Annotated in this window: 30 protein-coding genes; 15 read left to right on the top strand and 15 right to left on the bottom strand. The window is 71.1% G+C overall.

Annotated features, from left to right (window positions below):
- Nucleotides 1–32 precede the first annotated feature (32 nt).
- Nucleotides 33–260 (bottom strand): hypothetical protein, encoded by a 228-nt coding sequence (locus tag IEX69_RS10870; RefSeq protein ID WP_085020998.1) that lies wholly within the window; start codon nt 258–260, stop codon nt 33–35.
- 57 nt (nt 261–317) lie between these two features.
- Nucleotides 318–1,151, bottom strand: a complete 834-nt coding sequence (locus IEX69_RS10865; RefSeq protein ID WP_085020997.1) for an SDR family oxidoreductase — start codon at nt 1,149–1,151, stop codon at nt 318–320.
- A 138-nt stretch (nt 1,152–1,289) separates the two neighbouring features.
- Here IEX69_RS10865 and IEX69_RS10860 point away from each other — a divergent pair, with 138 nt between their 5' ends.
- Nucleotides 1,290–2,120 (top strand): helix-turn-helix domain-containing protein, encoded by an 831-nt coding sequence (locus IEX69_RS10860; protein ID WP_157127323.1) that lies wholly within the window; start codon nt 1,290–1,292, stop codon nt 2,118–2,120.
- Here the strand turns inward: IEX69_RS10860 and IEX69_RS10855 are convergent.
- On the bottom strand, nt 2,089–2,250 hold the full coding sequence (locus IEX69_RS10855) for a hypothetical protein (RefSeq protein ID WP_157127322.1): 162 nt from the start codon (nt 2,248–2,250) through the stop codon (nt 2,089–2,091). The two genes, IEX69_RS10860 and IEX69_RS10855, sit on opposite strands and share 32 nt — an antisense overlap.
- Before the next feature lie 120 nt (nt 2,251–2,370).
- Entirely contained in the window at nt 2,371–3,135 is a 765-nt protein-coding gene (locus IEX69_RS10850; RefSeq protein WP_085020996.1) for a phosphatase PAP2 family protein, read from the bottom strand.
- Between the two features lie 142 nt (nt 3,136–3,277).
- On the opposite strand from IEX69_RS10850, the gene IEX69_RS10845 reads away from it, so the two are divergent.
- Nucleotides 3,278–4,708 (top strand): chromosomal replication initiator protein DnaA, encoded by a 1,431-nt coding sequence (locus IEX69_RS10845; RefSeq protein WP_085020995.1) that lies wholly within the window; start codon nt 3,278–3,280, stop codon nt 4,706–4,708.
- A gap of 133 nt (nt 4,709–4,841) precedes the next feature.
- Nucleotides 4,842–5,279: a VOC family protein gene (locus IEX69_RS10840; protein WP_085020994.1), complete on the top strand. Its 438-nt coding sequence runs from the start codon at nt 4,842–4,844 to the stop codon at nt 5,277–5,279.
- Nucleotides 5,280–5,477: 198 nt separating this feature from the next.
- On the opposite strand, the gene IEX69_RS10835 is transcribed toward IEX69_RS10840, so the two are convergent.
- A complete protein-coding gene (locus tag IEX69_RS10835; RefSeq protein WP_085020993.1) occupies nt 5,478–5,990 on the bottom strand; it encodes a hypothetical protein in 513 nt (170 codons plus the stop codon).
- Between the two features lie 54 nt (nt 5,991–6,044).
- On the opposite strand from IEX69_RS10835, the gene IEX69_RS10830 reads away from it, so the two are divergent.
- Complete coding sequence (locus IEX69_RS10830) at nt 6,045–6,401, top strand: DUF6188 family protein (protein WP_085020992.1); 357 nt, start codon at nt 6,045–6,047, stop codon at nt 6,399–6,401.
- Here IEX69_RS10830 and IEX69_RS10825 read toward each other — a convergent pair.
- Nucleotides 6,394–7,020: a dihydrofolate reductase family protein gene (locus IEX69_RS10825; RefSeq protein WP_085020991.1), complete on the bottom strand. Its 627-nt coding sequence runs from the start codon at nt 7,018–7,020 to the stop codon at nt 6,394–6,396. The genes IEX69_RS10830 and IEX69_RS10825 overlap by 8 nt on opposite strands.
- A gap of 77 nt (nt 7,021–7,097) precedes the next feature.
- Nucleotides 7,098–7,694 (bottom strand): TetR/AcrR family transcriptional regulator, encoded by a 597-nt coding sequence (locus tag IEX69_RS10820; RefSeq protein WP_085020990.1) that lies wholly within the window; start codon nt 7,692–7,694, stop codon nt 7,098–7,100.
- Between the two features lie 83 nt (nt 7,695–7,777).
- On the opposite strand from IEX69_RS10820, the gene IEX69_RS10815 reads away from it, so the two are divergent.
- Nucleotides 7,778–8,536, top strand: a complete 759-nt coding sequence (locus IEX69_RS10815; protein ID WP_085020989.1) for an SDR family NAD(P)-dependent oxidoreductase — start codon at nt 7,778–7,780, stop codon at nt 8,534–8,536.
- A gap of 36 nt (nt 8,537–8,572) precedes the next feature.
- Here IEX69_RS10815 and IEX69_RS10810 read toward each other — a convergent pair whose 3' ends face one another.
- Nucleotides 8,573–9,406 (bottom strand): LuxR C-terminal-related transcriptional regulator, encoded by an 834-nt coding sequence (locus tag IEX69_RS10810; RefSeq protein ID WP_085020988.1) that lies wholly within the window; start codon nt 9,404–9,406, stop codon nt 8,573–8,575.
- A 110-nt stretch (nt 9,407–9,516) separates the two neighbouring features.
- Between IEX69_RS10810 and acs the strand changes: the two genes are divergently transcribed.
- Nucleotides 9,517–11,502: an acetate--CoA ligase gene (gene acs / locus IEX69_RS10805; protein WP_085020987.1), complete on the top strand. Its 1,986-nt coding sequence runs from the start codon at nt 9,517–9,519 to the stop codon at nt 11,500–11,502.
- 4 nt (nt 11,503–11,506) lie between these two features.
- Here the strand turns inward: acs and IEX69_RS10800 are convergent, their stop codons facing one another.
- Together IEX69_RS10800 and IEX69_RS10795 are read right to left on the bottom strand one after the other, a co-directional pair.
- A complete protein-coding gene (locus IEX69_RS10800; protein ID WP_085020986.1) occupies nt 11,507–11,860 on the bottom strand; it encodes a PLDc N-terminal domain-containing protein in 354 nt (117 codons plus the stop codon).
- 162 nt (nt 11,861–12,022) lie between these two features.
- Nucleotides 12,023–12,271: a hypothetical protein gene (locus tag IEX69_RS10795; RefSeq protein WP_085020985.1), complete on the bottom strand. Its 249-nt coding sequence runs from the start codon at nt 12,269–12,271 to the stop codon at nt 12,023–12,025.
- A 220-nt stretch (nt 12,272–12,491) separates the two neighbouring features.
- On the opposite strand from IEX69_RS10795, the gene ftsW reads away from it, so the two are divergent.
- A complete protein-coding gene (ftsW, locus tag IEX69_RS10790) occupies nt 12,492–13,688 on the top strand; it encodes a putative lipid II flippase FtsW (RefSeq protein WP_174604536.1) in 1,197 nt (398 codons plus the stop codon).
- A 40-nt stretch (nt 13,689–13,728) separates the two neighbouring features.
- Here the strand turns inward: ftsW and IEX69_RS10785 are convergent, their stop codons facing one another.
- Nucleotides 13,729–14,520: an MBL fold metallo-hydrolase gene (locus IEX69_RS10785; protein ID WP_085020983.1), complete on the bottom strand. Its 792-nt coding sequence runs from the start codon at nt 14,518–14,520 to the stop codon at nt 13,729–13,731.
- A gap of 210 nt (nt 14,521–14,730) precedes the next feature.
- Here IEX69_RS10785 and IEX69_RS10780 point away from each other — a divergent pair, with 210 nt between their 5' ends.
- Both IEX69_RS10780 and IEX69_RS10775 read left to right on the top strand, forming a co-directional pair.
- The gene (locus IEX69_RS10780) at nt 14,731–15,705 is read left to right on the top strand and encodes an alpha/beta hydrolase (protein ID WP_085020982.1); all 975 of its coding nucleotides are present in this window, start codon (nt 14,731–14,733) and stop codon (nt 15,703–15,705) included.
- 38 nt (nt 15,706–15,743) lie between these two features.
- Complete coding sequence (locus tag IEX69_RS10775) at nt 15,744–16,691, top strand: hypothetical protein (RefSeq protein ID WP_085020981.1); 948 nt, start codon at nt 15,744–15,746, stop codon at nt 16,689–16,691.
- Between the two features lie 46 nt (nt 16,692–16,737).
- Here the strand turns inward: IEX69_RS10775 and IEX69_RS10770 are convergent, their stop codons facing one another.
- Nucleotides 16,738–17,130: a VOC family protein gene (locus tag IEX69_RS10770; RefSeq protein WP_085021614.1), complete on the bottom strand. Its 393-nt coding sequence runs from the start codon at nt 17,128–17,130 to the stop codon at nt 16,738–16,740.
- Nucleotides 17,131–17,310: 180 nt separating this feature from the next.
- On the opposite strand from IEX69_RS10770, the gene IEX69_RS10765 reads away from it, so the two are divergent.
- The 6 genes from IEX69_RS10765 to IEX69_RS10740 all read left to right on the top strand — a co-directional run bounded on the left by IEX69_RS10765 (nt 17,311) and on the right by IEX69_RS10740 (nt 22,252).
- A complete protein-coding gene (locus IEX69_RS10765) occupies nt 17,311–17,775 on the top strand; it encodes a hypothetical protein (protein ID WP_085020980.1) in 465 nt (154 codons plus the stop codon).
- Complete coding sequence (locus IEX69_RS10760) at nt 17,772–18,941, top strand: zinc-dependent alcohol dehydrogenase (protein WP_085020979.1); 1,170 nt, start codon at nt 17,772–17,774, stop codon at nt 18,939–18,941. Before IEX69_RS10765 ends, IEX69_RS10760 begins: the two co-directional genes overlap by 4 nt.
- Nucleotides 18,942–19,053: 112 nt before the next feature.
- Nucleotides 19,054–19,605 carry a type 1 glutamine amidotransferase domain-containing protein gene (locus tag IEX69_RS10755; protein WP_085020978.1) on the top strand — a complete coding sequence of 184 codons (552 nt, stop codon included), beginning with the start codon at nt 19,054–19,056 and terminating at the stop codon, nt 19,603–19,605.
- Between the two features lie 106 nt (nt 19,606–19,711).
- Nucleotides 19,712–20,275, top strand: coding sequence for a TetR/AcrR family transcriptional regulator (locus tag IEX69_RS10750; protein WP_085020977.1), 564 nt, complete (start codon nt 19,712–19,714; stop codon nt 20,273–20,275).
- An 87-nt stretch (nt 20,276–20,362) separates the two neighbouring features.
- Nucleotides 20,363–21,808 (top strand): MFS transporter, encoded by a 1,446-nt coding sequence (locus IEX69_RS10745; RefSeq protein WP_085020976.1) that lies wholly within the window; start codon nt 20,363–20,365, stop codon nt 21,806–21,808.
- An 81-nt stretch (nt 21,809–21,889) separates the two neighbouring features.
- A complete protein-coding gene (locus IEX69_RS10740; RefSeq protein WP_085020975.1) occupies nt 21,890–22,252 on the top strand; it encodes a hypothetical protein in 363 nt (120 codons plus the stop codon).
- On the opposite strand, the gene IEX69_RS10735 is transcribed toward IEX69_RS10740, so the two are convergent.
- The 3 genes from IEX69_RS10735 to IEX69_RS10725 form a co-directional block, all read right to left on the bottom strand.
- Nucleotides 22,231–22,620: a hypothetical protein gene (locus tag IEX69_RS10735; RefSeq protein WP_085020974.1), complete on the bottom strand. Its 390-nt coding sequence runs from the start codon at nt 22,618–22,620 to the stop codon at nt 22,231–22,233. The two genes, IEX69_RS10740 and IEX69_RS10735, sit on opposite strands and share 22 nt — an antisense overlap.
- Nucleotides 22,610–23,062, bottom strand: coding sequence for a hypothetical protein (locus IEX69_RS10730; protein ID WP_085020973.1), 453 nt, complete (start codon nt 23,060–23,062; stop codon nt 22,610–22,612). The genes IEX69_RS10735 and IEX69_RS10730 overlap by 11 nt, the downstream gene beginning before the upstream one ends.
- Nucleotides 23,063–23,202: 140 nt before the next feature.
- A complete protein-coding gene (locus tag IEX69_RS10725; RefSeq protein ID WP_157127321.1) occupies nt 23,203–23,517 on the bottom strand; it encodes a hypothetical protein in 315 nt (104 codons plus the stop codon).
- Between the last annotated feature and the right edge of the window lie 55 nt (nt 23,518–23,572).

Below are 23,572 nucleotides of genomic sequence, written 5' to 3'. Positions count from 1 at the left end.
CGCCTCCGGCGGGAGACCGAGGCGGGGACTCGTCAGCGATCGAGCCAGGCGCGGAAGCCCTGCGGTGTGTTCGTCCACTGGCGGGTCCCCGAGGCCAGGGCGAGGTAGGGGCCCATGACGAGCAGCGCGATCAGGAGCAGCCAGACCGGGTGGCCGAGGATGAGGGCGACGACCGCTGCGGTGACGCCGAGCCCCAGCCAGACCGCGACCGCGATCAGCTTGAGGCGCCTGCGGCGCGCGCCGGTGGGGGACGTCTTCACGGGAGCAGGCTACGCCTCGCAACGCGGCCTCGCGAGCACGATCGCCGTGGGGCGACGTCAGTCGGACCAGTCGGTCGCGGCGGCGGACCCGGCCTGCGGGACGATCTCCGCGAGCCGTTCCTGGAGGGCGGCGGTAATGAACCGGTACGAGTCGCTGCCGAGCACGAGGCGGCGGGGTGCGGGGGAGACGTCGACGCTGGCGATGATCGCCGCCGCCATCTTCGCGGGGTCGCCGAGGGAGGGCCGGGAGCGATCGCCCGCGGCCCGGGTCATCGCCGCGGGCGTGTCGTCGTAGGCGGCCAGGGGCGTCGCGGTGGCGAGGCTGTCGAACCGGAACTCGGTCCGCGCGCCCCCGGGCTCGACGATGGTCACCTCGATGCCGAACGGTGCCGTCTCCTTGGCCAGCGACTCCATGAACCCCTCGATGCCCCACTTCGACGCGTGGTACAGCGACGCGCCGGGGTTGGTGGCCAGACCACCGTAGGTCGACAGTTGGACGATCCGGCCTCCGCCCTGGCCGCGCAGGTGGGGCAGCGCCGCTCGGGTGACCTGGATCGACCCCAGCAGGTTCGTCGCCAGCTGGTGCTGCACCTGTTCGTCGGTGAGCTCCTCCGCCGCGCCGAAGAGGCCGTAGCCGGCGTTGTTGACCACGACGTCGATGCGGCCCAGCCGGGCGAAGGCGTCGTCGACCACCCGCCGGACGGCCGGCACGTCGGTCACGTCCAGATGCGGCACCACGAGTCGATCGCCGTACCGCCGTTCGAGGTCGGCGACCGACCCGTCCCTTCGCACCGTTCCCACCACGCGGTCCCCGGCCGCGAGCAGCTGCTCCGTGAGCTGCCGGCCGAATCCGCTGTTGATCCCGGTGATGAACCATGTCCGCTCCGTCACGAGCGCACCGCCTTTCCGTCGTTGCTGTCTGTGGCGTCTCTCAGCGTGCGCGCCGCGGAGCGCGCCCGGGGAGACCGCGTCCGGAGGGGTACTGCCAGGGCATACCCACCGGGTGACGAGCCGCGTACCGTGAGGCTCGTGGATGCGCGCAACGAACTCGGCACGTTCCTCCGGGCACGTCGCGAGCTGGTGCAGCCCGAGGACGTGGGGCTGCCGCGCGGCGCGACCCGGAAGGTGCACGGCCTCCGCCGGGAGGAGGTCGCCGCGCTGGCCGGCATCAGCAGCGAGTACTACCTCCGTCTCGAACGAGGACGCGACACCCACCCGTCCGACCAGGTGCTGGACGCGCTCGCCCGCGTGCTGCAGCTCGACCACGAGAGCCGGGGCTACCTCCTCGATCTCGCCCGGGCGCGTCCGTCGTCGCCCCCGGCGGAGGGCGACAGGCTGCCCGCCGATGCCCAGCTCCTGCTCGACACCATCGGAGCGCCGGCGTTCATCGTCAACAGGTACCGCGACGTCCTCGCCGCCAATGCCGCCGCGACGGAGCTCTCACCGATGATGCGTCCTGGCGTGAACCGCATCCGGGCCCTGTTCCTCGACGCGGAGACCCAGCGGGCGCATCCGGACTGGGAGCAGCACGCCGCCTCGATGGTCGCGCAGCTGCGGGCCGACCTCGGCACACGCACCGACGACCCCCGCGCGCAGACGCTCATCGGCGAGCTGACGATGAAGAGCAGCCTGTTCCGCACGCTCTGGGACCGCCACGACGTGGGCCGAGGGGGCCGGAGCGACACCCTCATCGTCCGTCCCGGCCGGCCTCCGCTCGCCTTTCGGCAGGAGAAGCTCCAGCTGGTCGCCGATCCCGCGCTGCTGCTGGTCGTCTACCTCCCGCAGACCGCCCCCTCGGACGTCCCGCCCGCCGACTCGGGGGAGGGGCTCAGCGGATGCCGAGCGTGGCCAGAGACGTGACCGTGACCCCCACGGTGGCCAGTGCGGCGCTTCCGAGGACGATGGCGTCGAGGGAGAGGGCCCGCCGCGTGGGGCGGGTGCTGACCGCCTCGCCGTCGGCGGGGGACACGGCAGTACGGGACGTCGACATGTTCTTCTCCTCGGCGGGCGGGGTCGCCCAGGGTTCGGGTTCGCCGACGCGGTGTCCCGCGGCGGTTCGACATCATGCCTACCACTGAATCGGTCAATGGCAAGTGAGTCATCTGCCGAACTATCTGACCTCGGCCGTGGTCGTGGCGGGTGCCGCGCGGGTGGTCCGCCAGGTGTCGACCGTGATCACCGCGCCCAGGATGGCCACGGCCAGCGCGACGGACGCGAGGGTGTCGGTGAGCCAGTGGTAGCCGAGGTAGAGGCGGGCGACGATCTGGCAGGCGATCATGGCGGCGGAGAGCGCGAACCCTCCGATCCAGGCCGGGAGCGAGGGTCGGCGCGAGACGAGCAGGTAGGTGAGGAGGAGGAAGAAGTCGCTCACGCCGGTGACGTGGCCGGAGGGGAAGGAGAACGTGCCGTCCGCCCCGAGGAGCATGTACTCCATCGGGGGACGCGGGCGCTGCACGACGTGCGCCGTGATCTGCACGCAGATCACCCCGAACACGGTGCCCGACGCCAACAGCAGCGGCCGCCAGAGGTGGCGTGCCACGGCGAACCACACGACGAGCACGACCAGGATGATCAGCGGCAGGAAGACCGGTCCGAAGACCGTGGCGAGGGTGTCCATCACGACGGTCCCCTCCGCGAACCGCTTCTGGCGGAACCACTCGGCGACGCCGGGGTCCAGCGCCGTCAGGCCGGTACCCGTGGCCACCTGCACGACGAGGGCGACGAACGCGAGCGCTCCCAGCCCCATCAGGATCCCTCCGAGGGTGAACGAGCGTCTCCGAGCCGGGGCGGGGACGACGCGGAGCTCGAACAGGAACCTCCTGTGGAACCGCGACCGGCGTGAGACGACGACATCCGAGAGGTGGTTCGCCGACACACCCCACACCGTACCCGGGTCGGGCTCGGCCGGACCCGGTGGGCACGGTGGTGAGAACTACCCATGGGCGCTGCGCCGGAACGACCGTAGATTTGAATCGGACTCCGCACACGATCGGCGGACGCTGACGAAGGGGGCGCCCATGAGCGACGACAGGAACAATCCCGGACCGCAGCAGTCGGGAGAGGACGGCCAGCAGCCATCACGGGGTGCAGACCGGACGGGTGACCTGCCCGCCTACCCCGTGCAGGGGCAGGGCGACTCCGGCCCGGCGTTCCCCGGATACCCGCCGCAGGGACAGCCGGGTTCCGGCGTGCCGCCGCAGGGTCCGCAGTCCCCGAACGCCGCTCCCCCGACCGGCGCACCGCAGCCGCATCCGGGTTACGGACAGCCGCAGAGCCCGCAGCCGCATCCGGGTTACGGCCCGCAGCCCCCGACCTACGGGCAGCCGCAGGGTCAGCCTCCGCAGAGCGGCCCGCAGCCGCATCCGGGCTACGGGCAGCCGCAGGCGCAGACGCCGCAGTGGGCCCAGGGGGCTCCGAACGGATCGGGAAGGCCGCCCAAGAAGGGCCTCAGCGTCGGCGCCCTGATCGGGATCATCGGCGGTGGCGTCTTCCTGCTCCTGGTCATCGGGGTCATCGTCGCGATCGTCGTCATCCGCTCCGTCGCGTCCCCGGCAGGCGGCGGGACCTCGCAGTCCACCTCGCCGTCGCAGGTGGTCACGGAGTACCTCACCGCGATCGCCGACGGCGACGCCGAGAAGGCGCTCGGCTACCTCGGGACCCCTCCCGAGGACAAATCGCTCCTCAGCGACGAGGTGCTCGCCGCGTCGAACGAGCTGGCTCCCCTGACCGGGGTCTCGGTCGTGACCGAGGACACCAGCAACGGCAGCTCGGACGTCACCGTCACCTACCAGCTCGGTGCGCAGCCGGTCACCGCCGAGTACAGCGTGCTCGACTACGACGACGACGGCGTGTGGGAGATCTCCGGCGGGACCGGCTACATCAGCACCTCGAAGTTCGAGGGTCTCGGGCTCACGATCAACGGCACCGCCGTGCCGGACGGCGACGAGGTCGAGGTCTTCCCGGGCTCGTACCAGCTCGCGACGACGTCGGCGAACTTCACGCTCTCCGGCGACGCGACCGTCGTGGTCGACCAGCCGTTCGGCACGGCCGACACCAGCGACATCACGCCGGCGCTGACGGATGCGGCCCTCCAGCAGTTCCGTGGGCTGGTCCGTGCTGCGGTCGAGGGGTGCATCGCGTCGACGACGCTCGACGCGGGCTGCGGCCTGGCCATCCCGGCGACGCTGTCGGACGGCACGCAGCTGACCGACGGCACGATCCAGCGGACCCTGCCGGCCGACACCAGCACGACGATCGACTCGCTCGAGGTGACCCTCAGCTACGACAACCCCACGCTGGCGCAGGGGGAGTCGATCGGCGGCATCGACGTCTCCGCCCAGTGCACCCAGGGCGGCCAGACCGGCACCTGCAGCGTGCTCTTCGGCCCGTCCCTCGGCAGGCCCTCCGTCGACATGGCCTCGCCCAACCCCACCGTCCTCTGGGACTGACGTAGCCTGCAGCGCTGGTCTCTCGACTGCTCACTTCTGGTGCCTTCCGCAGGAAGATGCACGCAGAAGTGAGCAGTCGACGAGCTCCGACGAGCCGCTGGGGTCTGTCGGGGGTCTGTGACAGGCTCTCCGCATGGAACAGCGCGTCAGCTTCATCACGCTCGCCGTAGCCGATCCGAGGCGCAGCCATGCCTTCTACGTGGACGGGCTGGGGTGGGAGCCGATCTTCGTCGGCGACGACGTGCTGATGCTGCCGGTGGCTGAGCGGGTGATCCTGTCGCTGTGGTCCGTGGACGGGTTCACGGCCGAGATCGGTGAGGCCCCCGCATCCGGGGTCGCCCCGATCACCCTCGCCCACAACCTGGCGACGCCCGCAGAGGTCGACGCCGTCCTCGACGAAGCGGCACGGCTCGGCGCCCCGGTGAGCGCCGGCCGCACCCGGGAGTGGGGCGGGTACTCGGGGTACTTCTCGGACCCCGACGGGTTCCGCTGGGAGGTCGCGGTCAACCCCGGACCGACCGGCGAGTTCGTGCTCCCGACCCGGCCGGGCACCGCCGGCTCGCCGACCTGACCCCACCGCGCCGACCGGCGCGATCGGCTGGTCCGCCCGCGAGCCCGACGAGATAGATCGTCTCCTCCTCCGGCTTGCGGTACGTGAGGTCTCGGTCGCGGAGCGCCGCCCTCGGTGAACTGGCGCGGATCTTCGCTCCTGTTCTGCCCAGCACGGCCCCACCCGACTCCGATCCCCCTGCCTCACGTGCGCCCCTGTCTACGGGGCTCCGCCGACGGATCCCTTGCGACGAGTCGCGTCATCGAGGGCGTTCCGCGCCGCTTCCTCGAAGCGGAGATCCCTGCCGTTCAGGTGATCCGCGATGAGGGCTCCCATGAGCTCGCCCACGACGCGCCCGAAGGCCTCGCCGGTCTCCACTGAGGTGTCGATTGCGGAGAGGGTGACGTCGCCGCTCACGCCGAGTCGTCTGAGCCGTCCCCGCAACGCGTCCGCCGTGAGACGGCGGACCTCGGGATCCTGTTCGGCCGAGTAGCCCAGGGTCGACCGGCCTCGGTATGCAGCGACGCGTCGCACCGGTTCGTTCCTGACGATCAGGCCCCCCGCAGGATCGGGCCGATAGATGACCACCGCATGGAGTCGTGGCCAGATCCCACCGAGGTTCCTGTCCAGCTCGACGTCGAACCGGATCGTGCCCGCCTCGGGGCCATCGGTGATCACCAGATGGCCGGACGGACCGGGCGACCCGAATCCATGCACCGCGGGACCGCTCATGCGGACAAGCTACTCTCCGCGCGGCGGCTCTGGCGCGCATCTATCCTGATCGTCGTGTACGGAGTGCCCGCCGATGAGTCGTTCGCCTTCTTCGAGGGGCGTCGTCTCGACGCCGTCACGTACGGCCGGTATCAGGTGGCGCTCTCCTTCGACGGCGAGGTGTCGATCCAGATCGAGGGCGAGATCGGGGTCGCCGCGGCCGGTGTGCCGGAAGTGGTGGTGACCGACGCGAGGGACGTCGCGCGCCCGCTCCTCGACCTGCTCGCTCGCACCGTCGTCTCGGTGCGGGTCGACCCTCCGACGAGCCTCACGCTGGTGTTCGACGACGGCACCGAGGTCCGTGCGATCGACGATCTCGGGCCCTACGAGTCCTTCACGATCCACCACGGGATGAGCCTGTGGATCATCTGACCCCCGCGGCCGCGTCCTCCTCGGCGGAGGGCCGGAGGCGGTAGACGAGGTGGGTGACCCCGGGGGCGACGACGACGTCGGGGTCGCGCAGGAGGGCCGTGCCGGGGTCGACGTCGCCGAAGTAGCGTCGACCGCTGCCGAGCACGACGGGTGCGAGATCGATCGCGACGGCGTCGAGGAGACCGGCCTGGAGCGCCTGCCCGGCGACGGTGCCGGCCGCGACGGCGACGACGCCGTCACCCGCGATCTCCGACGCGGCCGCGATCGCCTCCCGGATGCCGCTGGTCACGAAGCGGAAGTCCTCCGCGCCTGCCGGAGACCAGTCCTCGGGAGGCGTGTGCGTGAGCACGACGACGGGTACTCCGAGCGGATGCCGCCCACCCCATCCGCGGGTGATGTCGAAGAGGCGACGGCCGACGACCAGTGCTCCGACCTGCGACGTCCAGGCGCGCCAGAACTCAGCGCTGGTCGGCGTCAGGCGGAAGCGGACGTCCGGGTTCGCGCTGGGGACCTCGACGTCACCCGCGGAGTACCAGTCGAACAGCGCGCCGACCGAGTCGTCGTCCCGCGCGATGAACCCGTCGAGCGACATCGTCGCCGACGACACCACCGTCGCCATGGTCCACCTCCGATGCGGTCAGGCCTCTCGTAGAGGCTCTCGCGTCTCGCACCTGACCCGCAAGAGGAGTACCGATCTCAGGCTCGACGCGGGGCGGCGAGGCGCTTCGCGGCCTCGACGACGAAGCGCCGGCGGGCGGCGCGCTCGTGCTCGTCGGTGGGGCCGGCGCCCGTGATCATCTCCGCCAGCTGCGGCACGGTCTGCCACCAGGCCGCGAGGGCGATGAGCGAGAACGCGAGGTGGCCGGGGTCGATGTCCGGGTCGATCAGCCCCTCGTCCTGGGCGGCGGCGAACCGCGCGATCTTCTCGCGGTAGTGCTGCGTGCGGATGTCGGCCCGCGCGGGAGGGCCGTCCTGCAGGCCCTCCCACTGCAGCAGTCGGCCGAGCTCGGGATGAGCGGCGTGGTAGTCGTAGGTCGCACCGGCGAACTCGCCGATGTCGTCCAACCCGGCGCCCGAGAGCTCGACCGCGGTGGCGAGGCGCTCGAGCTCCTCCGTGAGCACGAGGTCCCAGAGTGCCTTCTTGTCGCCGTAGTAGCTGTAGAGGCGCTCCTTGTTCACCCCGGATCGCGCCGCGATGGCGGCGACCGTCGTGCCGTCGAACCCGTGCGCCGCGAACTCGGCGAGCGCGGCCTCGCGGAGGCGTCGCCGCGTTCCCTCCACATCCCAGGCCATCCGTCCACGATACCAACGCTGCGGTTGGAGTTTCCGCAGAACGAGCGTAAACTCCAACCGAAACGTTGGAGTTGGAGGACTGCATGACCGACACGACACGCCTTCCGGAGCAGCTGACGGCCCCCGCGCCAGGGACCGTCGCCCTCGTCACCGGAGCGAACAGCGGGATCGGGCTCGAGGTGGCGCGGCAGCTCGTCGAGCGCGGCGTGACCGTCTGGATGGGCGCCCGCGACGCCGAGAAGGGGCGAGAGGCCGCCGCGCGGCTCGGCGACGGGGCGCGCTCGCTCCGGATCGACGTCACGGAGCCGACCTCGATCGAGGCCGCGGCGGAGCAGGTGGGAGACCTGGACATCCTCGTCAACAACGCCGGGGTGAACCCGGGCGCGGAGGACATCACCGGGACGTCTCTGGAGCAGCTGCGCACCGCCTACGAGACCAACGTGTTCGGGCTCGTCGCCGTGACGCAGGCGTTCCTCCCCGCCCTGCGGCGGTCTGCGCATCCGCGGATCGTGAACGTGTCGAGCGGCACCGGCTCGCTCGTCTGGAACAGCGGACCGAATCCGCAGTTCGACTGGGAGCGGGTGAAGGGCGGCGGACTGGCCTACCGGAGCTCGAAGACGGCCGTCAACGCCGTCACCCTCCTCACCGCGCAGGCGTTGGGAGAGGGCTTCAAGGTGAACGCGCTGGCCCCGGGTCTGCGCGCCACGAACCTCGTCCCGGGGATGTCGGTCGGCGGCGACCCGGCGGAGGCCGCCACGGGCGCCGTGCGTCTCGCCCTGCTCCCGGACGACGGCCCGACGGGAGCGCTCTGGTCCTGGGACGGCACCCGCGCCCCGTGGTGACCCCGCGCCCCGTGGTGAGCCCGTACCCCTGACGGATCAGGAGGCGGGGTCGAGGGGGGACGGGCGCAGGAGCCCGAGCCGCCGGGCCTCGATCACGGCCTGGCCGCGCGTGCGCACCGACAGCCGGGACATGATCGCGCGCAGGTAGCTCTTCACCGTGACCTCCGACAGGCTCAGCCTGGCTCCGATCTGCGCGTTGGTGAGCCCGTACGCGACCAGGGCGAGGACGTCCCGCTGGCGTCTCGTCAGCTCGGCCTCCGACGACGGGGCCGCGTCCGCCGAGCCGAGCAGCTCCTCGAGCGCACGGGCGGTGTCGGGGTCCCGCGTCTCCGCGGCGATCCGGAGCAGGGCACCGCGGAGGTCGGGAGCGGGGTCGTCGACGACGGCCTTCCGCATCCGCAGCTGCACCCGCTCGTCGACGAGGTCGCGGACGCGGAGCTCCTGAGCGACGGACGACGCCACCCTCGTGAGCGACGCCATCGTGGAGTCCAGCGAGCCCGACTCGCGGCTGCCCGCGTAGAGGAGGCCGCGGACCTGGAGGTCGACGACGATGGGGGCCACGGCGAGCGAGGCGATCCCCTCGCCGAGGATCTGGGCGTCGAAGTCGTGGGTGATCCCCTCCGCCCTCCCGTAGTCACGGACGACGGCGGGCTGTCCCGAGACCCAGGCGAGCCCGCCCAGACCACGAGCGGGGCGGACGTCGATGCTCGTGAGCCGTCGGAGAGGTGCACCCGAGACGGCCGACACCCGGATGCTGCGCGCGCCTCGGAGCCCGCCGAAGGCGACCGAGAGCCCGGTCTGATCCCGGACCATCCTGGTGGCCTGCTGTAGCAGCGCCGCGTCGTCGGGGCGCATCGTGGTGAGATCCATGGTTACCGCCTTTGGAACCTACTGGTGACCTATCATCGTGGCGAAGATGGCTGGCACGCGAGACGTCGACAGCCTAGATCGTCGGCGGCACTTTGACGAGGAGGTCACAAGTGGGCACGTCCCCTGACAGCATCGACAACCTGTTGCACGAGTCGCGGCGGTTCTCGCCTCCGCCGGAGTTCGTCGAGAACGCGGTCGCGACGGCCGAGCTCTACGAGCGGGCTGCGGCCGATCGCCTCGGCTTCTGGGCCGAGCAGGCGCGCGAGCTGCACTGGCACACTCCGTTCTCCGACGACCGGGTCCTCGACTGGTCGAACCCGCCCTTCGCGCGCTGGTTCGACGACGGCGAGATCAACGTGGCCTACAACTGCCTCGACCGCCATGTCGAGGCGGGACGCGGTGACCGGGTGGCGCTGCACTGGGAGGGCGAGCCCGGCGACTCCCGCTCCCTCACCTACGCGGAGCTCACCGCGGAGGTGAAGAAGGCCGCCAACCTCCTCGCCGGCCTCGGAGTGGGCCAGGGCGATCGGGTGGCGATCTACCTCCCGCTGATCCCGGAGGCCGTGATCGCGATGCTCGCCGTCGCGCGACTCGGTGCGGTGCACTCGGTCGTCTTCGGCGGCTTCTCCGCCGAGAGCCTGCGCGCGAGGATCGACGACGCGGATGCGAAGCTCGTGATCACCGCGGACGGCGGCTATCGCAAGGGCAAGGTCTCCCCGCTCAAGCCCGCCGTCGACGCCGCCCTGGCGCTGCCCGACGCGGACGGCGCCACCGGCACCCACACCGTGGAGCGCGTCCTCGTGGTCAAGAGGGGCGAGAACGAGATCGACTGGACCCCGGGTCGCGACCTGTGGTGGCACGAGGAGATCGCCACGGTCGACGCCGAGCACATCGCGCAGGCCTTCCCCGCGGAGAGCCCGCTGTTCATCCTCTACACCTCCGGGACGACCGGGAAGCCCAAGGGCATCCTGCACACCTCCGGCGGATACCTCACGCAGGCCGCCTACACGCACCGGACCCTGTTCGACCTGCATCCCGAGACCGACGTGTACTGGTCCACCGCCGACGTGGGCTGGATCACCGGACACTCCTACGTCGTCTACGGCCCGCTGGCCAACGGTGCGACCGAGGTGATCTACGAGGGAACCCCCGAGAGCCCGCATCCGGGCCGGTGGTGGGAGATCGTGGAGAAGTACAAGGTGACGATCCTGTACGCGGCGCCCACGGCGATCCGCACCTTCATGAAGCTCGGACGGCAGATCCCCCAGCGGTTCGACCTGTCGTCGCTGCGCCTGCTCGGCAGCGTGGGCGAGCCGATCAACCCGGAGGCGTGGGTCTGGTACCGCGACGTCATCGGCGACGGCATCACCCCGATCGTCGACACCTGGTGGCAGACCGAGACCGGGGCGATCATGATCTCGGCCCTTCCCGGGGTCACGATCCTCAAGCCCGGATCCGCGCAGGTGCCCGTGCCCGGGATCAGCGTCGACGTCGTCGACGAGCAGGGCGTCTCGGTCGGAGCCGACCAGGGCGGGCTCCTCGTCGTCACCGAGCCGTGGCCGAGCATGGCCCGCGGCATCTGGGGCGACCCGGACCGGTTCATCGACACCTACTGGTCGAGGTTCGGACCCACCGTGTACTTCGCCGGCGACGGCGCTCGGCGCGACAAGGACGGCGACATCTGGCTGCTCGGGCGGGTCGACGACGTGATGAACGTGTCCGGCCACCGCCTGTCCACCGCCGAGATCGAGTCGTCGCTGGTGGCGAACCCGATGGTCGCGGAGGCCGCCGTGGTCGGCGCGTCCGACGAGACCACGGGTCAGGCGGTGGTCGCGTTCGTGATCATCAAGCAGTCGCACCTCGAGGCGGCCAGCGCCGAGGATGCGATCCCGCAGCTCCGCAAGCACGTCGCCGACCAGATCGGACCCATCGCCCGGCCCCGCGACATCTACCTCGTCACCGAGCTGCCCAAGACCCGCTCCGGGAAGATCATGCGCCGCCTCCTCCGGGACGTCGCCGAGGGCCGCGAGGTCGGAGACACCACCACCCTCGCCGACACCACCGTCATGCAGGTCATCGCCACGACGGTCCGGTAGGCCGTCAGGGGGTCTGGTCGGGGCGGCGGAGCTTGTCGTAGTACTCGATCTCGCGCTCCAGCTCGGCGAGCTGCTCCTCGGTCGAGCGGGTGTCGCGCGCCGGGCCCGCCGCGGGCGAGGGCGGCGGTTCCCGGTGCCAGCGGCGGGGATCGCCGAAGCTGACGTTCTCGGTCGGCCGCCGGTCGTACTCGCGACCGATCGTGAACCAGAGCACCGTGCCGATCATCGGCAGGAACACGACCAGCAGCACCCAGACGACCTTCGGCAGATGCTTGATCTGCCCTTCGTCGCGCCTGATGATGTCGACCAGCGCGCCGATCGTCAGCGCGAGCAGCAGGAAGGAGAAGATGACGTACACGGGCCCCCCGTTCGAGTGTCAGCGTCCCCTCCAGACTCCACCCCCGGACGCCCTCCCGTCAACGTCCGTGCCGGGCTGACCCGCGGGATGCGCCCGCGCAGCGCGCTCACGTCGCCCAGGTCTGCTCGATCGCGCGCACAGCGGGCGGAACCCGCGGCGGGCTCAGCTCGCGGCGGGCCCCAGCTCCGACCGAGGTCCTCCCTCAGCGCTCACGGCACCGGCCGCGGACGAATCGAGGGCTGCGGCGAGGATGTCCGCCAGCTCGGGGCCGCCGCTCGCGGCCGTGAGGAATCTCCGGGCGCTCGGATCGACCGCTCCGCGGTGCACCGAGTTGATGACGATCTCGCGCACGGTCTCGCGCTTGCCGGGGGAGAGCGAGGCGACGATCTCGTCGGCTCTCGCCAGGAGCATCCGGTCCACTGTCCTCGTCCTTCCTCTGTCGGCTGCCGGCTCGGCCGCTGCCTCCGCGTCGTGTTCCGTCGTCACACAGTACCGAGCGTCCGAGCGAAGCAAGGCACACAGTCCGGTCCACGCCGACCGTCGCCGCGGGGCTATGAGCCCGCCGTGAATCCGCCCACCGTCGCGAGCGTCGTCGGACCCCGCGCGACTGCGACCCCGCATGCTCGCAGTCGTGACGACTCCGCTGCCCGACGCAGACCGACCGTCCCGGGCGGCGGTCGCCCCGAGGATCGTGCGGGTGCTCCTCGCGCCGCTCCCGCGCAGGCTCTCCGCCGACGCGGCCGTGCTGCTGGCGGTGGTGCTCTTCCTCGTGATGTTCGGCCTGGTCATGGTGCTGTCCGCCTCCTCGGTGGACTCACGCATCGACTCGGGCGACTCGTTCACCGTCTTCCTGCGGCAGGCCTCCTTCGCGGCGGTCGGGGTGCCGCTCATGCTCCTCGCGGCCCGGATGCCCGCGACGCTGTGGGCGCGTCTGTCCGGTCCCGTCCTGCTCGTCGGATGCGCGCTGCAGCTCCTCGCACTGGTCACCCCGCTGGGTGTCACGGTCAACGGCAACCGCAACTGGCTCGAGCTCGGTCCGCTGACCTTCCAGCCGTCGGAGATCGTCAAGGCCGGCATCGTGCTCTGGCTCGCGATGTTCCTCGCCCAGCGCGAGCGGCGTCTGGGAGAGATGCGCGGCGCGGTCCTCCCCACGCTCCTGGTGCCGGGCGCGGCCATCGGGCTCGTCCTCCTCGGCGGCGATCTCGGGACCGCGATGATCCTCCTCGCCGTTGTCGTCGGCGCCCTCTACTTCGCGGGCGTCCGGATGCGTCACCTCCTGCTCGTCGTCGGGGTGATCGCCGTGGCCGTCGTCATCGCCGCGATCAGCCGCCCGAGCCGCCTCGCGCGCATCGGCGCCTTCCTCGACCCGGCGAGCGCGGATCCGGGTGACGACGGCTACCAGACGCTCAACGGCTACTACGCGCTGAGCGACGGCGGGGTGTTCGGCGCCGGCATCGGCGGCTCCAAGGAGAAGTGGGCGTGGCTTCCCGCCGTCGACACCGACTTCATCTTCGCGATCGTCGGCGACGACCTCGGCTTCATCGGAGCGTGCACGGTCCTGGCGCTGCTCATCGTGCTCGCGATCGTCTTCGCCCGAATGACCAGGGGCGCCCAGACGATGCACCAGAGGGTGCTCACGGGCGCGGTGATGACGTGGATCCTCGGGGAATCCCTCGTCAACATCGCCGTCGTGCTCGGGCTCTTCCCCGTGCTCGGCGTGCCGCTGCCCTTCGTCTCCGCCGGCGGCACCGCCCTGCTCAGCGCCCTCGTGATGGTCGGCGCCGTCGTCTCCGTCAGTCGACCCGGGAGATCCTCGCCCGTCCGCTGAAGCCCACGCCCCGGACTCGCGGGCCGAGGGCGGGTGCGGTTCAGTCGCGGAGGGCCCAGCGGCCGAGCGGCGACTCGACGAGGCGGTCCTCGATGCCGGCGGCGAGGAAGGCGGCTCTGGTCGCGGCGGCGTCGTCGGCGAAGTGGCGCCAGCCGTCCTGGTGGGCGACCACGACTCGCGGACTGCGGAGCACCTCCGCCGCCGCTGCCACCCGGGCCGACGTGAAGGTGAGCGGTCGGTCGTCGAACCTCGCCGGGACGTGCGCGCCGCCGCCGTTGAGCACGGCGATGTCGGGCCGGACGCGCGAGGCGACGTCCGCCACGGCGGCGAGCGAGGCGTTGTCGCCACCTATGTAGACCGTGGGGGCCTCGGGGTGCGCGAGGAGGAACCCGGTGACCTCGCAGTTGACCCACCCCTCGGGCGTGATCGCGTCGGCGGGGCCGTGGAGCGCGGGGGTCGCGGTGATGGTGAGGCCCGACGGATGCTCGACCGACTCCCACGCGCGCAGGCCCGTCGCGCGCTCCCCGAGGCGGGTCGCCGCGGACGGGGTCGTCACGACCATCGGAGCCGCCTCGGCGATCGCCCGGCCGGCCTCGTCCAGGTTGTCGGCGTGCTCATCGTGGCTGACGAGCACGAGGTCGAGAGCGCCCAGCGCATCCGCCTGGACGGCCGGACCCGCCGTCTTGACGAGCCGACCGTAGTCCGTGGGCGGGTCGAACGTCGGGTCCACCAGGATGCGCAGCCCCGCGAGGTCGATGACCACCGTCGGCCCGCCGATCACCCCGACCCCGACCCCGGACCTCTCCGCGCCGATCACATCCGCCTCCGCCATCCCCTCAGGATGCCACGCCCCGGCCGGGCGCCCGGATGGTCATGCCTCCGTGGCATCGTCCCCGGCACCCCGTCCCGATGCGCGCGCGCACCGCCATCTGGCGGAGGATCGCCCGGCACGTCCCGCCACGTGGCGGTGACACGCGTCGGCGGGTGCTCGCAGAATGAGAGCAGGCGCACCGTCGCGCCGACCCGGACGAAGGAGTCTGCCATGGCCGCTGAAGCTGTTCTGCCCCGCCCGCCCTACGACGCCGAGCTCGCGCCGATGCTCGACGTCATCAGCACGATGCTGCCGCCCACACTGACCGCGGACATGCTCCCTGCTCTGCGCCAGGGAACCCTCCCCGGGATGCCCAGCGCGGAGGAGGTCCTCGCGAAGGCGCGGCTCCGATCCCGCGACGTCACGATCGCCGGCTACCGTGGCGGCGAGATCGTCGTCTCGGTCATCGAGGCGGAGGGGCGCACCGGCCACGGCCCCGGGATCCTCCACACCCATGGCGGCGGGATGATCATGGGCGACCGATTCGGGGGGATCGCCGCCTTCGCCGAATGGCTCCACCGATACGACGGCGTGCTCGTCTCCGTCGAGTACCGGTTGGCCCCGGAGTTCCCCGACCCCTATCCGGTCGAGGACTGCTACGCCGGTCTCGTGTGGACGGCGGAGAACGCGGAGGAGATCGGCCTCGAGGCGGGTCGTCTGCTGATCGCCGGAGCGAGCGCCGGCGGCGGTCTGGCGGCGGGGGTCGCCCTCCTGGCCCGCGACCGTCAGGGTCCTCCGCTCCTCGGACAGATGCTGCTGTGTCCGATGCTCGACGACCGCGACGCGACCGTGTCGACGAGGCAGTACGAGGGGATCGGGGTCTGGGATCGCGGCAGCAACCTGCTGGGCTGGGGATCGCTCCTCGGCGATCGCCGAGGGACCCCCGACGTGTCCATCTACGCGGCGCCGGCCCGCGCCACCGATCTCTCGGGCCTGCCCCCCGCCTACATCGACTGCGGCAGCGCCGAGGTGTTCCGCGACGAGGACGTCGCCTACGCCTCCGCCATCTGGGCATCCGGCGGGCAGGCCGAGCTCCACGTCTGGCCCGGAGGGTTCCACGGCTTCGATGGCTTGGCCCCGCAGGCCGCCCTCTCCCACGACGTCGTCGACGCCCGCGACCGCTGGATCCGACGACTCCTCGGATGACCGGCGGCCTAGGCTGAGCACGACAAAGGAGTGAGGCCATGCAGGAGCTCGCGGGACGTCTGACCGAGCTCGATCCTGCAGCGGGGGAGTCCGTCCGCGTCATCGACTACTTCGACTCGCTCGTCGCCGGGGGCGCGGGCATCGAGTCGATCGTTCGAGCGGCGGCGATCCTCAGCGCGACCTCGGCGACGGCCCTCGTGAGGGGCCGACTCATCGGCATCGACGCCGACGGCGCTCGCATGACGCCGGCCGCGCCGATCGACACGACCCCGACGGACGCACCCATCGTGTGGCTCCACCGCGACGGCGGGCCGGGGCCGAACGACGCCATGATCATCGACCGCGCGCAGATCGCGCTGTCGATCATCCTCGCGCGGACGGATCCCGCCATGAGCGCCGTCGAACGACTCGTCGACGCCGGCACCTCCCGCGTCGACCGTGAGGCGGCCGCCCAGCGCTTGAGGCTCACTGGGCCGATACGCCTCGTCGCGGCCCCGCCGCACTCCTCCCACCCCGTCGCCGCGTCCACCGTGCTCGCGACGAGGGAGGGGGCCGTGTGGATCGGCGTCGGCGACGTCATCCCCGCGGAAGGTCCGGTCGGCACCAGCGTCGCGCACGACATCGACGACCTTCCCCGGGCCTGCGACGATGCACGCCTGGCCCTGCGTCTCGCCACGGAGGACCATCGCGTCGTCGATGCCGCCGAGCTGGGTGTGCTCATCCTGCTGGCGCGCACCTTCGACCCCTCCGCGACCCCGCATCCCGACGTCGACGCGCTCGAGGGCCTCGACGAGCGGACGCGTGCGGTCTTGGACGTGGTCGTCGAGAGCGAGAGCATCCGGGCGGCCGCCGTGAAGCTCTCCCTGCACCACAGCAGCCTGCAGGCGCGGCACGAGGGCTGGACCCGTCAGCTCGGGTACGACCCCTTGAGCCCCCGAGGCCGGGTGCGCTTCCTGGCCGCGCGTCTGATGCAGCGCCTCGCGTGATCCGTCACACGGTCGGCGGCTCCGCCCGGCGCACGGTCCCGTGTCGCTATGACGGGTCCGCGACGAGCTCGGCCTTGAACCCGGCGGTGTTCTCCAGCCAGCCCGCGTAGTGGTCCGGTCCGCCGGCGTGCGGATAGCGGTCGTGGTAGAGCGGTCGCCACCCGTGCTGCTCGGCTTCGGCCATGACGGCGTCGACGCGGTCGCGGGACCCCGCCTTGAAGGCGAGATGGTTCACGCCGGGTGATCGCCGATCATGGGTCGTCCCCGTGAGGTTCGGCGACGTCGTCAGGGTCAGGTAGGCCCCACCGGCAGCCCAGGACTCACCGCCCGCCCACTCGTCCGCACGATCGAACCCGAGCTCACGGAGCAGCCAGCCCCACTGGGCTCGAGCCTCCGCGAGGTCCGCGACCCAGACCTCGACATGGTGGAATCCCGACACGACCTCCAGTCTCTCAGTCCCGAGCGTCCCCATCCCCGTGAGCACCGCATTGTCTCTCCTGTTCCCCCGCAAGGGGAATCCCCTGGGCCGGATCGTGCCGCGGCCTAGCGTCTGACACACCTGGCGGACCGCATCGCAGCGTGTCCCGACCGGTGACCGAAGGCGCGAGAAGGAGGAGACATGGGTGTGAAGGCAGCCGTCGCTGTGGGTGCGGCGGGTATCGCGGTGGGTGTGGTGGCGCGGTCGCTGGTGAAGGGTAGATCGGAGTCCGATGGCGACGGTCGGCATCCCGAGGGGTGGAAGGCCGTGACGGTGCTGGGCGATCCCGCGGCCTTCGAGCAGGGGGGATACCCCGAGCCCCTGCAGCGCCTCGTCGAGGTCCTGGAGGTGCGGGTGCAGCCGGCTCCAGGCGACAAGGGCTTCGAGGTGCATGCCCGCGTCAAGGACGGCGCCGATCCGGCGGTCTTCGGCGACGACGACCCGGAGCAGGCGTTGCGGGCGGCACTCAGGGACGCCAAGCAGATCGTCGAGACCGGCGAGGTGCTGCGTCCCGTGCCGCGTCCGCATGGTGAGCGACCGACGACCCTGTTCGGTGCGGTCGTCGACAAGGCCGAGGACGAGGCGAAGGGCGAGGGTGTGCTGTGAAGGCTCTCTGTTGGACCGGGGTGAACGAGCTCGCGGTCGAGAACGTCGACGATCCGGAGATCCTGAACGCGCAGGACATCATCGTCAAGGTCATCCTCACCACCTCGTGCGGATCGGACCTGCATCTGCTGGGCGGGTACGTGCCGACCATGCGTGCCGGTGACGTGCTGGGTCACGAGTTCATCGGCGAGGTCGTCGAGGTGGGCTCCGCGGTGACCAAGCACAGCATCGGCGACAGGGTCGTGGTGTGCTCGTTCATCAGCTGCGGCAAGTGCTGGTACTGCAAGAACGAGCTGTACTCACTCTGCGACAACGGCAACCCGAACGCCGGCATCCCCGAGATGCTGTGGGGTCAGGCGCCGGGCGGATGCTACGGCTACTCCCACGCGCTGGGCGGTTGGGCGGGCAGTCACGCGGAGTACATCAGGGTGCCGTTTGCCGATCAGGGCGCCTTCTCCGTCCCGGAGGGCGTCTCCGACGAGCGGGCGCTGTTCGCCTCGGATGCGGCCCCCACGGGCTGGATGGGTGCGGATCTCGGCGGGGTCAAGCCCGGTGACACCGTCGCCGTCTGGGGCGCCGGCGGGGTCGGGCAGATGGCGGCTCGCGCCTCCCTCCTCCTCGGTGCCGAGCGGGTCATCGTCATCGACCGCTTTCAGGAGCGGCTGGCGCAGGTGGAGAGCGTCATCGGCGCCGAGACCATGAACTACGAGACCAGCGAGGTCCTGCCCGAGCTGAGGGAGCTCACCGGTGGGCGTGGGCCCGACGTGTGCATCGAGGCCGTCGGCATGGAGGCGCACAACGACGGGATCGACTTCGCCTACGACCAGATCAAGCAACAGCTGCGACTCCAGACCGACCGGCCCACCGCGGTGCGCGAGGCGATCTTCGCGGCCCGCAAGGGCGGCAGCCTATTCGTGCTGGGCGTCTTCGGCGGCGTCGTCGACAAGTTCCCCCTGGGTCCGATCATGAACAAGGGCCTCACGCTCCGCTCGGCTCAACAGCACGGTCACCGGTACATCCCGATGCTGCTGGAGCGGATGGCACGAGACGAGCTCACCACCGAGCACCTCGCGACCCACGTGATGCCGCTCGAGGAGGGGCCGCAGGGGTACGCGATGTTCAAGGAGAAGACCGACGGCTGCGTCCGTGCCGTCTTCAAGCCGTAGGCGAGCGCTTCTGCGCCGCATTCGCACACCACGACACACATCACGACGAAGGGAACGAGAACATGAGAGCAGTAGTCCATCAGGGGACGCCGCACGAGAGCGAGGGTGTGAGATGACCGGCGCACTGGACGGTCGCCGCGTGGCGATCCTGGCGGCAGACGGGGTGGAGCGGGTCGAGCTGGACCAGCCCCGGCGAGCGCTCGACGACGCCGGCGCGGAGACCGTGCTGATCTCCCTGAAGGAGGGGTCGATCGCCGCGCGCGATCACGACCTCGACGACGCGGGCAGCTTCGACGTCGACCTGACGATCGCGGATGTCGAGCCGGGCGACTTCGACGCCCTCCTCCTCCCCGGCGGCACCGTCAACCCCGACAAGCTCAGGATGGATGCCGGAGCCGTCGCCTTCGTCCGTGACTTCGTCGACTCCGGCCGTCCCGTGGCCGCCATCTGCCACGGCCCGTGGACCCTGGCCGAGGCGGACCGGGTCAGGGGTCGACGCCTGACCTCCTGGCCCAGCGTGCGCACCGACCTGCGCAACGCAGGCGCGGAGGTCGTCGACGAGGTCGTCGTCACCGACGGCACCCTCACGACGAGCCGGTCACCGGACGACCTCCCCGCGTTCTGCGAGCGCATCGTCCAGGAGTTCGCCCGGACGTCCGCCTGAGGTCCTCCCGGTCACGAGCACGGAGCGTGGACTCCCTCTTCGGAGGGGGCCCGCGCTCCACCGTCGGAGCTTGCCCGCATCGGTGAGTGAGTGTACAGTCACTCTCATGACACCTCGAAGCTCGGTCCTCTCGACGGCGGACGCGCGGAAGCCCCTCGTGGCGGACGTGGCGGTGCGCGAATTCGCTCGCGGCGGGTTCCACGGCACGACCATCGCCGACGTGGCTCGAGAGGCGAAGATCTCGCCGGCGTACGTCTTCAAGCTGTTCCCCAGCAAGGAACGTCTCTTCGTGGCTGCTCTCGAGAGATGCTTCGAGCAGGTCGTGGCCGCGCTGGCCATCGGAGCCGACGCGGCGGCCGACCCGGATGCGGACTCGGTCCTGTTCGAGATGGGGGCGGCCTATGCCGACCTGATCAAGGACCGCACCCTGCTCATGCTCCAGGTGCACGCGCAGTCCGTCGCCGAGATCCCCGAGATCGGGGAGGCTCTCCGTGCGGGCCTGGCGAAGGTGACGATGTTCGCCAAGGATCGGTCCGGCGGCAGTGACGATGCCGTGCAGCGCTTCATCGCCTACGGCCAGCTGTGCCACCTGATCGTCACGGCGCACCTCGAGGACGTCCCTGAGTCGTGGGCCACGATCCTCTCCCACGGCATCCGCCACCCCGACTGACCTCGACCCCCGACGCGCAGGGCGCTTCTGCGCGCCGTCAAGAGTGAGTGAGCAATCACTCTCTACCCCTCGATGAAGGAGAATGCGATGAATGTGAAGCCCGCCGCCGCGGATGGTTCCGTGGCCCGCCCCGCCGCCCAGGACAGCCCCAGGAGCACCCACCGCTGGTTCGCGCTGGGGATCCTGGCCCTCGCCGAGTTCCTGGTCGTCCTCGATGCGTCGATCGTCAACATCGCCTTGCCTGAAGTCGGGACACAGCTGGGCATGGACACGGTGGCCCTGGCCTGGGTCATCACCGCCTACGTCCTGCCGTTCGGAGGACTGCTGCTCCTCGGCGGCAGACTCGCCGACCGGTACGGGCATCGCAGGCTCTTCCTCCTGGGTGTTCTCGGATTCGTGGCCGCGTCGATGCTCGCCGGCCTCTCGGTCAGCAGCGGGATGCTGCTCGCCGCGCGAGCCCTGCAGGGCGCATCGGCGGCTCTGCTCGCACCGGCGGCGCTCGCTCTCGTGACGCAGCTGTTCCCGTCCGCGGCCGACCGCACCAAGGCGCTCTCCCTCTGGGGCGCCGTCGCGGGCATCGGCTCGGCGGCGGGGGTCCTGCTCGGGGGAGTGCTGACCGCGGCGATCGGTTGGCAGGCCGTGTTCTTCGTCAACGTGCCGGTCGGTGTCGTCGTGCTCGCGCTGATCCCGGCGCTCGTCACCCGGGATCGCGCCAGCACTCCGTCGCGTCTCGACTACCCGGGAGCCGCCACCATCACCGGCGCCCTGGTGGCCATGGTCGGAGCCCTCAGCGCGGTGGAACAGGTCGGCTTCGCCCACCCGATCACGATCGGGCTCGGCGCTGCGGCGATCGTCCTCGCCCTCGCGTTCGTGCTCATCGAGCGACGGAGCAGCAACCCTCTCGTGCCGCTGTCGGTGTTCCGCAACCGGAACCTCGCGTCCGGAAACCTCGCCATGCTCCTCGTCGGCGGGGCGATGGTCGCCCTGTTCTTCGCGCTCTCCGTCTACATGCAGGCCGTGCTCCACTACGACGCGCTCGCGGCGGGCCTCACCCAGCTCCCCCTCGCCGGTGCGCTCGTGATCGTGGCAGGCGTCACCCCGGGCATCGTGCGCAGGATCGGCCTGAAGGCGACGCTGATGGGGTCGCTGTTCGTGCTCGCCGGTGGCCTGGTCTGGCTCGCCGCATCACCCAGCGACGCCGACTTCGTCGTGGACATCCTCGGTCCGAGCATCCTGATCGGGATCGGCCTGGGCGCCGCGTTCGTCACCGCCACGCAGCTCGCCGTCGACGACGTCGACGGGGGAGAGGCGGGCCTCGCCGGTGGACTCATCAACACCAGCCAGCAGATCGGCGGTGCGCTCGGGCTCGCGATCCTGGCCTCCGTCGCGACCGCGCGGACCGGCGCGCTCGAAGCCACGGGTGCGGCCTCCGCCGACGCCCTCACGGGCGGGTTCTCGTGGCTGTTCCTCGGAGCCGCGGGCTTCGCCCTGCTCGGATCGATCGCCGCGCTCCGAGCCCGCACCACCCGATGACCCAGCGCCCGCCGACGGGGCCTCTGGCCGGCCCCCGTCGGCGGCCCGCCGCATCCCTCGCCTCGATGAAACGGAGAAGAAATGTCCACACCGCTCCTGCCGCCCGTCCCCTCCACGAAGGCTCGGAGGCCTCGTCGCGCCCATCCGGTGATCATCGTCTCCGCTTGGGTGACGCCGGTCCTCCTGCTCGGACAGTTCGCACTGCTCGCGGCCGTCCCGGTGGCGTTGGCGGTGATCTTCACGCTCCGGGACGCCCGCAGTCGAGCCCTTCGGTGGTGGGTCGGGGCGCTGGCCGTCGCCTACGCTGCACCGCTCGCGATCTGGGCGTTCCGGCCGGATCGCGCCGAGAGCCTGAGCAAGGACATCAGCCCGATCCTTCTAGGCCTCGTCGTCGCGCTCTCGGCTGCCCTTCTCGTCAAGATCTACACCCGCCGCAAGCGCTGAGAAGCACCGGCGGCGCGGTCCCAGTCCAGCGACTTGAACTGCAGGAAGGTGCACAGGTTGCCGGCGACCACGAGCTCCGAGGCGAGGGCGGCGAGCTGGTAGGGCGTGAGAGGCCGATCCCGGAGGCGGGAGGTGAGTGTCGCCTCCCAGAAGGGATCCCCTTGCCGGGGCTGCAGATAGATGTCGGCGTACTCGTTCTCCAGATGGACGATCACCAGCCCGGTGTCTCCGCCGTCGGATCCGTCCTGCAGGGCGACGTCGAGACCGCCGGCGATGCTGTGCCCCTGCTCGCGGAACTCCTGCACCCACTGTTCCAGCAGGGCTCTGCTGCGGTACGGCCCCTGCGGCAGCGGCTCGTCAACCCGCACGTCTGACGCCGTGTCGTCGTGACGCAGCGGTGGCGGCGTGTCGTGGCCGAGAGGGTGTCGCGGGCTGGATCGCGGCGCTGTACCGCTGCTGGTAGGCGACGTAGTCGGCGTCGTTGGCCGCGCGGGCGGCGTCCGATGCTGCCGCGGCCAGCTCCACCTTCGGGACGAACAGATCGGTGTCGTCGATCCGCTCCGGGTACCGGGAGCGATGCTCGGCGACGGTCGACGTGTCGCTCGCCGCGGTGTGAGCGGCCCGGCCGCGCTGCGGCGGACGCTCGTGGTCGCAGGCAGGGCAGTAGACGTACCCGTCGTCGCGGATCAGGAGGATCCCGTCGGGACAGTGGCCGCAGGGGATGTTGGTCTCGACCGCCTCGGCCTGCGGTGTGTCGCGGTCTTGGCCTGAGGAGGCGCGGTCTTCTGGAGACGCGGGGGTGGTGCCCATGGTGGGCTCCTGACTGGTCGGTGTCGACTTCCCAGCCGGGTATGTGGGGAGCTCCCCCTTCAGATGTGGCCACGCTACACCCTGGTGGTGACCGTGAGCCTGTGCGTCTCCGCCCGGTGCAGCCGACCATCCCGAACCGGTCAGGTGAGGTGCTCCCGCACGGTCCGCAGCGCCCGCAGGCGCTGGTCGCGGTCTGCTTCCCGTGTGATGCCCTGCTCCATCCAGAAGATCTGACCGTCGTCGTCGGCGACGGACGCATCGGCGCCGGCCTGCAGCGCACCGTCCGTCATCGAGGTGAGGAGCCGCTCGGCGCGCTCGATGTCCTGCACCGACGGCGCGAGCGCCAGCACGGCCCGGACGGCGCGGATCACCTGCTCGTCCACATCGGGTGAGGAGCCGTGGATGTCGGACAGCTCACCCACGACCCTGATCTCCATCGCCAGTTCACCCGTCATGCACCCCGACCCTAGACCCTCACCACGCGGCTCGCCCGACGGGGATCGGCGAGAG

Origin of the sequence: Cnuibacter physcomitrellae (genome assembly GCF_014640535.1) — a bacterium.
GTDB classification, from domain to species: domain Bacteria; phylum Actinomycetota; class Actinomycetes; order Actinomycetales; family Microbacteriaceae; genus Cnuibacter; species Cnuibacter physcomitrellae.
Note: the sequence above shows the minus strand (reverse complement) of the source record. Positions and strands in the feature narration are given on the sequence as shown.

Excerpts from the sequence above, each read along its gene's own strand:
- IEX69_RS10840 (WP_085020994.1), top strand. The coding sequence starts at position 4,842 with ATGGAACAGCGCGTCAGCTTCATCACGCTCGCCGTAGCCGATCCGAGG.
- IEX69_RS10820 (WP_085020990.1), bottom strand. The coding sequence starts at position 7,694 with ATGGCCTGGGATGTGGAGGGAACGCGGCGACGCCTCCGCGAGGCCGCG.
- IEX69_RS10730 (WP_085020973.1), bottom strand. The coding sequence starts at position 23,062 with ATGGGCACCACCCCCGCGTCTCCAGAAGACCGCGCCTCCTCAGGCCAA.
- IEX69_RS10795 (WP_085020985.1), bottom strand. The coding sequence starts at position 12,271 with ATGCTCCTGGCGAGAGCCGACGAGATCGTCGCCTCGCTCTCCCCCGGC.
- IEX69_RS10835 (WP_085020993.1), bottom strand. The coding sequence starts at position 5,990 with ATGAGCGGTCCCGCGGTGCATGGATTCGGGTCGCCCGGTCCGTCCGGC.
- IEX69_RS10725 (WP_157127321.1), bottom strand. The coding sequence starts at position 23,517 with ATGACGGGTGAACTGGCGATGGAGATCAGGGTCGTGGGTGAGCTGTCC.
- IEX69_RS10815 (WP_085020989.1), top strand. The coding sequence starts at position 7,778 with ATGACCGACACGACACGCCTTCCGGAGCAGCTGACGGCCCCCGCGCCA.
- IEX69_RS10765 (WP_085020980.1), top strand. The coding sequence starts at position 17,311 with ATGGGTGTGAAGGCAGCCGTCGCTGTGGGTGCGGCGGGTATCGCGGTG.
- IEX69_RS10855 (WP_157127322.1), bottom strand. The coding sequence starts at position 2,250 with ATGTCGACGTCCCGTACTGCCGTGTCCCCCGCCGACGGCGAGGCGGTC.
- IEX69_RS10785 (WP_085020983.1), bottom strand. The coding sequence starts at position 14,520 with ATGGCGGAGGCGGATGTGATCGGCGCGGAGAGGTCCGGGGTCGGGGTC.
- IEX69_RS10755 (WP_085020978.1), top strand. The coding sequence starts at position 19,054 with ATGACCGGCGCACTGGACGGTCGCCGCGTGGCGATCCTGGCGGCAGAC.
- IEX69_RS10775 (WP_085020981.1), top strand. The coding sequence starts at position 15,744 with ATGCAGGAGCTCGCGGGACGTCTGACCGAGCTCGATCCTGCAGCGGGG.
- IEX69_RS10810 (WP_085020988.1), bottom strand. The coding sequence starts at position 9,406 with ATGGATCTCACCACGATGCGCCCCGACGACGCGGCGCTGCTACAGCAG.
- IEX69_RS10780 (WP_085020982.1), top strand. The coding sequence starts at position 14,731 with ATGGCCGCTGAAGCTGTTCTGCCCCGCCCGCCCTACGACGCCGAGCTC.
- IEX69_RS10750 (WP_085020977.1), top strand. The coding sequence starts at position 19,712 with ATGACACCTCGAAGCTCGGTCCTCTCGACGGCGGACGCGCGGAAGCCC.
- IEX69_RS10745 (WP_085020976.1), top strand. The coding sequence starts at position 20,363 with ATGAATGTGAAGCCCGCCGCCGCGGATGGTTCCGTGGCCCGCCCCGCC.
- IEX69_RS10825 (WP_085020991.1), bottom strand. The coding sequence starts at position 7,020 with ATGGCGACGGTGGTGTCGTCGGCGACGATGTCGCTCGACGGGTTCATC.
- IEX69_RS10845 (WP_085020995.1), top strand. The coding sequence starts at position 3,278 with ATGAGCGACGACAGGAACAATCCCGGACCGCAGCAGTCGGGAGAGGAC.
- IEX69_RS10740 (WP_085020975.1), top strand. The coding sequence starts at position 21,890 with ATGTCCACACCGCTCCTGCCGCCCGTCCCCTCCACGAAGGCTCGGAGG.